This window comes from Thauera sp. 2A1, from assembly GCF_009469595.2.
Taxonomy (GTDB): domain Bacteria; phylum Pseudomonadota; class Gammaproteobacteria; order Burkholderiales; family Rhodocyclaceae; genus Thauera.
Genome location: NZ_SSXV01000097.1, coordinates 1,092 through 1,631, shown reverse-complemented (window position 1 = coordinate 1,631; position 540 = coordinate 1,092). Strand labels below are relative to the sequence as shown.

The 540-nt window shown below is 30.0% G+C and carries 1 protein-coding gene; it reads left to right on the top strand.

All coding sequences use genetic code 11. The features are described from left to right. Positions 1 to 82: 82 nt before the first annotated feature. On the top strand, positions 83 to 540 hold a 458-nt coding region (locus GH664_RS22640), incomplete at its 3' end, for a hypothetical protein (protein WP_228111681.1).

Genomic DNA, 540 nt, shown 5'->3' with positions numbered 1-540 from the left:
CGCTTAGAATGCTGCTAAATGGAATAAAGGTAAAAAGAAGAAAAAATAAATCTAATTAAATATTTTAATTATGGATAAAAAAATGACATTAGGTGGATTTGAAGCTGTACTAGATAGCTTTATCCCTAATCCAGACGGTGGTTTTAGAAATTCAAATGTTGATGAAAACATTAATGTTAACGCTGATGAATTTGAATCACTAGACGATGAAGAATTGGAAGATATTAAAAATAACAATATCGAAGTAAAGAATAAGAAAGAAAAACCAGTAGAAGAACAAGATACTGAGGAAGAAGAAATTGAAGAAGAAGATATTGAAGATAAATCAAAACGTAAGCCTGGTAGACCTCGTAAAGAAGAAACTATTGAGGAAGAAACAGAAGAGGAAGAAGAGGTTGAAGATAATAATGAAGAAAATGTTGTTACTAACTTCTTTGACGCTATGGCTGAAAAACTCAATTGGGAATTTGAAGAAGATGAAGATAAACCCAAAAGTGTTGATGAGTTAATTAATTACTTCCAAAATGTCATTGAAGAAAA